Raw genomic sequence first — 7,058 nt, forward strand, 5'->3', positions numbered from 1 at the left:
GTTGGCAAGCCGAAGATCGTCGCCGTCGTGGCCGTCATGCGAAAGCTGCTGACCATTCTCAACGCCATCATCCGCGACCAAAAACCATGGCAAACAGCTTGACAGCCAAGACAGTCGCTCTCCCCGTATAGGGACGGGGAGAGGGGCGCTCCCATCGCCGGTTTCGCCAATCGCCGACGTTGGAAGTACGCTGTTGTTGCGGCCAGCCCCCTTCTCCCCGTCACCATACGGGGAGAAGGTCCCGGCAGGGGGATGAGGGGCGGCGCCGACCTCGGAAATCGAGACTGGCGCGTGAGGAGAAGAAAATGACCTATGACTGGCCAACCGCGCTCCCGCTGATCTTCGCCGGCCTGATGGGCCTCGCCATCCTGATCTACGTCATCCTCGACGGCTTCGACCTCGGCATCGGCATCCTGTTCGCCGCCGCCGACGACCACGAGCAGGACACGATGATCGCGGCCATCGGCCCGTTCTGGGACGCCAACGAGACCTGGCTGGTGCTGGCCGTCGGCCTGCTGCTCGTCGCCTTCCCGCTGGCGCACGGCACCATACTCAGCGCGCTCTACATACCGGTCTTCGTGCTCCTGGTCGGCCTGATCCTGCGTGGCGTCGCCTTCGATTTCCGCGCCAAGGTGCCGGCCGGCAGCAAGCATCGCTGGAACCGCATCTTCTTCCTCGGCTCGGCCGTCGCCTCGCTGGCGCAGGGCTACATGCTGGGCGTCTATGTGCTCGGCCTCGATGTCGGCCTCGGCGGCATTGCCTTCGGCGCGCTGGTGGCGCTCTGCCTGTCGGCCGCCTATGCGGCGATGGGCTCGGCCTGGCTTATCTACAAGACCGAGGGCGAGTTGCAGCGCAAGGCGGTGCGCTGGCTGCGTACCGCGCTGGTGCTGGCGGCGCTCGGCATGGTCGCGGTGTCGCTCGCCACGCCCTTCGCCAGCCCGCGCATCTTCGACAAATGGTTCCTCTTTCCGGAGATACTCTATCTCTCGCCGCTGCCCATCCTCTCGGCACTCTTGTTCCTGTGGCTGTGGCGGCAGACCTTCCACCTGCCGAAGCCGGCCGACCGCCATGCGCTGACGCCGTTCCTGACGCTCGCCGCCATCTTCGCGCTCGGCTTCGCCGGGCTCGCCTGGTCGTTCTACCCCTTCGTCGTGCCCGACAAGCTGACCATCTGGCAGGCCGCCTCGGCGCCGGAAAGCCTGGTGGTGATCCTGGTCGGCGTCGTCGTGGTGCTGCCGATCATCATCTTCTATTCGTTCTATGCCTACCGGGTTTTTGGTGGGAAGGCGACGGATCTGACCTATGATTGAGGGCGTCTTTCTCCCCCCTCGAGGGGGAGATGGCCGGCAGGCCAGAGGGGGTCGGTCTGACCGGGCTCAGCCTGCTTCCTGGCGCCGATAGGGGTCGGCGCTCCACGCGCGCGGACCCCCTCTGTCGCCTTCGGCGACATCTCCCCCTCGAGGGGGGAGATTGCCGCTCAGCTTTTGTTCGACGCCAGCACCAGCACCGGCGTTTCGCTGTAGAGCTCGGGGAACAGCGTCTTCAGATTCGCCACCTTCGGCAGGTCGTTGTAGACGATGTAGGGATAGGTCGGGTTCAGCGTCAGGAAATCCTGGTGGTAGTCCTCGGCCGGATAGAAGGTCTTGCCGGTCTCCAGCGTGGTGACGATCGGCTGAGAAAACACCTTGGCCTTGTCGAGCTGGGCGATGTAGCTCTCGGCCACCTTCTTCTGCTCGTCATTGCCGGCGAAGATCGTCGAGCGGTACTGGGTGCCGTGGTCCGGCCCCTGGTAGTTGAGCTGCGTCGGATTGTGCGCGACCGAGAAATAGACCTGCAGCAGCTGGCCATAGGTCACCTGCGACGGGTCGTAGGTGATCTCGACCGACTCGGCATGTCCGGTGCTGCCGGTGCCGACGACCTCGTAAACGGCGTTTTCCTTGCTGCCGCCGGTGTAGCCGGACACCGCCTTGCTCACGCCCTTGACGTGCTGGAACACGCCCTGCACGCCCCAGAAGCAGCCGCCGGCGAAGACCGCCGTCTCGCTGCCGCTCGACGCCTTCTCGTCCATTGCCGGCGGCGGGATCACCACCGCGTCCTCGGCCGAGACCGCCGGCGTCTGCCAGAAGGCGGCGGCCGCGACGGTCAGGACGAGCGCGGCGAGCGCGCCTTTGGCGAAGGTCGATGATCGCTTCTGCTGTCGAATTGCGGTCATGTTGGAACTCCCTTGCTGCTGTTCACTATATACGAAACCAGCCGCCGCCAGGTTCTCACTTTGGCGTGCGTCGGCTGCAACTTATTGCGCTGGAGCCATCGCATCGACGGGTTTCATCGCATCGGTCACCGGCTTCATCGCATCCGTGGCCGGCTTCATCGCACCCGTGGCCGGCTTCATGGCATCGGCCGGCTTCATCGCCTGCGTGCTCATCGCATCGGTCGCCATCGCGTTGGCCGGCTTCATCGCACCCGTCGCGGGTTTCATCGCGTCGGTCTTCGGCTTCATGGCGTCGGTGGCCATTGCATTGGCCGGCTTCATGGCGTTGGTCGCGTCGTCGGCGCGGGCGCCGGCGGCGAACGCCGTGGTTGCGAGCGCAAGGGCGAGCGCGGTCAGGAATTTGGTCATGGTATTCTCCTTGGGTTGTGGCGCGCGATGCGGGCCGGATGGTGCGCTGCCGCCCCATGCGGCATCGCGCGAAGAAGGGATGCTCAGTTCGCCGCGGCGGCCAGGATCGGCCCGCCGCCGGGTGTCTGCACCAGCACCGCGGTGCTGAGCCCGCCACCATCGGCCGGCAGCGGCAACGTCGTCGCCTGGCCGTTCCAGCGGCCGAGCCGCTGCAGCGAATGCACGACATTGGCATGCGGCAGGGTGCGGCCGGTGTTCTCGCCGCGCGCCACCGGCACCTCGACGACGCCGCGTGCGTAGCGCACCAGCCAGACATCGGCCGTCCCGCCGGGCGCCGTGCCGGCGCCGATGCTCACCTTGCCGTCGCCGAGCGAGAGCGCCGGACCCTTGGGTTGCGGGCCGGTCGAGATCAGCCGTTCGATCTCGCCGGGCGCGGCGCCGACCGCGTCGGCGCTGCCATTCACCACCACCTGCGGCGTGAACGGACCGTCATGGCCGAGCGACGGCTCATAATTCACCTGGCGCTGCGTGAATTCCTGCCGGCCGAAAATGTCCTTCCAGCCGAGATAGTCCCAGTAGGTGACGTTGAACGACAGCGCCAGCACGCCCGGCCGGTCCTTGACCTTGATCAGGTTGGCATTGGCCGGCGGGCAGGACGAGCAGCCCTGGCTGGTGAACAGCTCGACCACGGTCAGCGGCTGGGCGGCGGCCGTGCCGGCGGTCGTGGCCAGCGCGATGAAGGCCGCGCTGGCGAGGAGCGCGCTGCCGAGCGACGTCTTGGGTCTGGTCATGGGGAAGTCTCCGTTGCGGCGGGGTCTTGCTCCCATTTCGCCACCGCATCGGGCTTCGTTACAGGCATCACCGGTTTGTGATTGCGCTGCTCTTTCCCTTCTCCCACAGGGGAGAAGGGAAGTGCTCATCACTGCGTCAGCACCGTGTTGGACGGCCGCTGGTTGAAGTCGCATTTGCCCTGGACGGTGTAGAAGAAGTCGGCATTGCTGACGTCGGCCGGCACCGGGTTGCCACCATCCTCCCAGGCCTGGTAGCCGGGCTGGCCGCAGGGCACCGCGGTGAAGATGTCGACCGTCTGGCCGGTCGCGACCTCGGGCATGGTCGTGGTGCTGGTGCCGATGTAGAGCCGGTTCGAGGTGGTCGGGTCGTTGGATTTCAGCACCTTCGGGCTGCCCGAGGGCACGTCCATCTGCAGATAGAGGTTGTCCATCTGGCTGACGTCGATCACCGCGCCGGCGCCGTTGCTGGGATAGAACGTATCGGCGCAGGTCGTGACATACTTCTTGCTGCCGCTGGTTTGCGTGATCGCGCCGCTGGGCAGGCTGCTGAAGTTCTTCACCGTCGAGGTCGTGCAGACCTGCTGCTGCACCTTGGTCGTGGTGCTGCCGTTGATCGTGCTGACGATCGAGGTGCCGTAGCCCTTCGGGTCACCGTAGTTGTTATAGGCATAGGTGATCGTCATCAGCGGCTTGGCGACGGTGTCGCCGAACTTGGTGCCGTAGAGCGTCATCGTCTTGTTCCAGTAGCCGGATACTTTGGTGACCTTGAACGTGGTCTGCACCAGCGCCGGCCGCTTGCGCACCGCCGAGGCGACGCCGACCTCGACCGTTTCGATCCTGGCGATCTGCATGAAATTGGTCGGCATCGGGTAGTGCGCCGAAGCCGTGGCGGTGGCGGTGCCGTCTGCGGCCACAACAAAGCTGTCGAGCTTGGCGGTGCCTTGCCCGCCATTGGCGGCGAAGGCCTGCTTCAGCGACGTCTCGCGGTCGGCCAGCGGGGTGGTTTTCGGCAGCGTGGTGACCGACAGGATCGCCGCGTCGAGCGCGTTCTGCATGTTGCTTTTCGTCTCGACCGCCGAGGTGTAGTCGACCGAGAAGCCGACGGCGAGCAGCAGCGGCGTCAGGATGATGATGAACACCGGCATCATCGAGCCGCGCCGCGAGCGCACGAAATCTCTTGTGTATCCGAACATTGTTGAGGTCCCCCAAACCAGGCCTGCCGAGGCAGCGGCGGATCATGCTCCAAACTGGTGGATTAATCTTTAAGGTGCGACTTATCTAGGCGCGGGGCGGGTTGGCGCGACTCCCCTTCTCCCCTTGTGGGAGAAGGTGTCGCCGAAGGCGACGGATGAGGGGTGTTCCAGGGAACGCCGACGTCTCACTCCGCTGGAACACCCTCATCCGTCTCGGCGCTGCGCGCCGATCCACCTTCTCCCACAAGGGGAGAAGGAGAAGAGCCCACCGCTTGCCCCTCAACCCCGCCCCTGCTAAAGCGCGCCGCATGACGACGCCCCTCGACCATATCCGCAATTTCTCCATCGTCGCCCATATCGACCATGGCAAATCCACGCTTGCCGACCGGCTGATCCAACTCACCGGCGGGCTGGAGGCGCGTGACATGAAGGAGCAGGTGCTGGACTCGATGGACATCGAGCGCGAGCGCGGCATCACCATCAAGGCGCAGACGGTGCGGCTGAAATACCGCGCCGACAATGGCGAGGACTATATCCTCAACCTCATCGACACGCCCGGCCATGTCGACTTCGCCTATGAGGTGTCGCGGTCGCTGGCCGCCTGCGAGGGCTCGCTGCTGGTCGTCGACGCCTCGCAAGGCGTCGAGGCGCAGACGCTGGCCAATGTCTACCAGGCCATCGACAACAACCACGAGATCGTCGTGGTGCTGAACAAGGTCGACCTGCCGGCGGCCGAGCCCGAGCGCATCCGCGAGCAGGTCGAGGAGGTGATCGGCATCGACGCCTCCAACGCCGTGCTGATCTCGGCCAAGACCGGCTTGGGCATCCCCGACGTGCTGGAGGCGATCGTCCACCAGCTGCCGCCGCCGCGCGAGGGCGATCTATCGGCCCCGCTGAAGGCGATGCTGGTCGATAGCTGGTACGACGCCTATCTCGGCGTCATCGTGCTGGTCCGCGTCATCGACGGCGTGCTGAAGAAGGGCCAGACCATCCGCATGATGGGCACCGGCGCCAAATATTTGGTCGAGCGCACCGGCGTCTTCACGCCCGCCCGCATCAATGTCGACGAGCTTGGCCCCGGCGAGTTCGGCTTCTTCACCGGCTCGATCAAGGAAGTGGCCGACACCCGCGTCGGCGACACCATCACCGAGGATCGCCGCCCGACGCAAAAGGCGCTGCCGGGCTTCAAGCCGGCGCAGCCGGTGGTGTTCTGCGGCCTGTTCCCGGTCGACGCCGCCGATTTCGAGGATCTGCGCGCCGCCGTCGGCAAGCTGCGCCTCAACGACGCCTCCTTCTCCTATGAAATGGAAACTTCGGCAGCACTTGGCTTCGGCTTCCGTTGCGGCTTCCTCGGCCTCTTGCATCTGGAGATCATCCAGGAGCGGCTGGAACGCGAGTTCAACCTCGACCTCATCGCCACCGCGCCGTCCGTCGTCTACCGCATGAACCTCAACGACGGCACGGTGAAGGAGCTGCACAACCCGGCCGACATGCCCGACGTGGTCAAGATCGCCTCGATCGAGGAACCGTGGATCCGCGCCACCATCCTGACGCCTGACGACTATCTCGGCGGCATCCTGAAACTCTGCCAGGACAGGCGCGGCATTCAGGCCGATCTCTCCTATGTCGGCAAGCGCGCCATGCTCACCTACGACCTGCCGCTCAACGAGGTCGTCTTCGACTTCTACGATCGCCTGAAGTCGATCTCCAAGGGCTACGCCTCCTTCGACTATCACCTGACCGACTATCGCGAGGGCGACCTGGTCAAGATGTCGATCCTGGTCAATGACGAGCCGGTCGACGCGCTGTCCATGCTGGTGCACCGCACGGCGGCTGAAAAGCGTGGCCGCCAGATGTGCGAGAAGCTGAAGGAGCTGATCCCGCAGCACCTGTTCAAGATCCCGATCCAGGCGGCAATAGGCGGCCGCATCATCGCCCGCGAGACCGTCTCGGCCCTGCGCAAGGACGTCACCGCCAAATGCTACGGCGGCGACGTCTCGCGCAAGCGCAAGCTGCTCGACAAGCAGAAAGAGGGCAAGAAGCGGATGCGGCAGTTCGGCAAAGTGGATATCCCGCAGGAGGCGTTTATCCAGGCGCTGAAGATGGGGGATTGAGGTCTGTGTAGACCGTCGAACGAGCAGCCGACAAAGACCCTCGGACAACATCAGGGATGGTGATGAGAATCTATCGGTTGACTTCCGATGGCCGGAAATGGCCGCCAGCACAGAAAGACGGGCTATTCGTTCTCGGGGATCCTGAAGCCCGGAACATCAAACACCTCAAAAAGAACGAGGTCCTCGTCCGAACCGAGGAAGAAGCAATTCGCCTGATCCTAAAGGGCTTCTCAATTCGCATCGAAACGAGGACTCGGCCGTCACTTGTTAGGCGCAATATCTTCATCGACGGGAAGCGTGTTAGCTGAGACAACCGACTTCACCCAAGGGCGTTCGTCCC

6 protein-coding genes and 1 pseudogene are annotated in these 7,058 nt (G+C 64.7%); 3 read left to right on the forward strand and 4 right to left on the reverse strand.

The features are described 5' to 3' along the window. Window positions 1-102, forward strand: a pseudogene (locus EN781_RS20800) (IS110 family transposase); the annotation flags it as partial. A gap of 203 nt (window positions 103-305) precedes the next feature. Beyond that, the gene (locus tag EN781_RS20810; protein WP_126057246.1) at window positions 306-1,310 is read left to right on the forward strand and encodes a cytochrome d ubiquinol oxidase subunit II; all 1,005 of its coding nucleotides are present in this window, start codon (window positions 306-308) and stop codon (window positions 1,308-1,310) included. A gap of 167 nt (window positions 1,311-1,477) precedes the next feature. On the opposite strand, the gene msrA is transcribed toward EN781_RS20810, so the two are convergent. The 4 genes from msrA to EN781_RS20830 form a co-directional block, all read right to left on the reverse strand. Then, the gene (gene msrA, locus EN781_RS20815) at window positions 1,478-2,212 is read right to left on the reverse strand and encodes a peptide-methionine (S)-S-oxide reductase MsrA (protein ID WP_126057245.1); all 735 of its coding nucleotides are present in this window, start codon (window positions 2,210-2,212) and stop codon (window positions 1,478-1,480) included. A gap of 81 nt (window positions 2,213-2,293) precedes the next feature. Beyond that, window positions 2,294-2,620, reverse strand: a complete 327-nt coding sequence (locus EN781_RS20820; protein ID WP_126057244.1) for a hypothetical protein — start codon at window positions 2,618-2,620, stop codon at window positions 2,294-2,296. An 83-nt stretch (window positions 2,621-2,703) separates the two neighbouring features. After that, on the reverse strand, window positions 2,704-3,411 hold the full coding sequence (locus EN781_RS20825; protein ID WP_126057243.1) for a DUF1223 domain-containing protein: 708 nt from the start codon (window positions 3,409-3,411) through the stop codon (window positions 2,704-2,706). A 128-nt stretch (window positions 3,412-3,539) separates the two neighbouring features. After that, on the reverse strand, window positions 3,540-4,604 hold the full coding sequence (locus tag EN781_RS20830; RefSeq protein WP_126057242.1) for a TadE/TadG family type IV pilus assembly protein: 1,065 nt from the start codon (window positions 4,602-4,604) through the stop codon (window positions 3,540-3,542). A gap of 308 nt (window positions 4,605-4,912) precedes the next feature. Here EN781_RS20830 and lepA point away from each other — a divergent pair, with 308 nt between their 5' ends. Continuing rightward, window positions 4,913-6,718, forward strand: a complete 1,806-nt coding sequence (lepA, locus tag EN781_RS20835; RefSeq protein WP_126057241.1) for a translation elongation factor 4 — start codon at window positions 4,913-4,915, stop codon at window positions 6,716-6,718. The last annotated feature ends 340 nt before the right edge of the window (window positions 6,719-7,058 follow it).

The sequence above is a fragment of the Mesorhizobium sp. M4A.F.Ca.ET.090.04.2.1 genome, assembly GCF_003999085.1.
Lineage (GTDB): Bacteria > Pseudomonadota > Alphaproteobacteria > Rhizobiales > Rhizobiaceae > Mesorhizobium.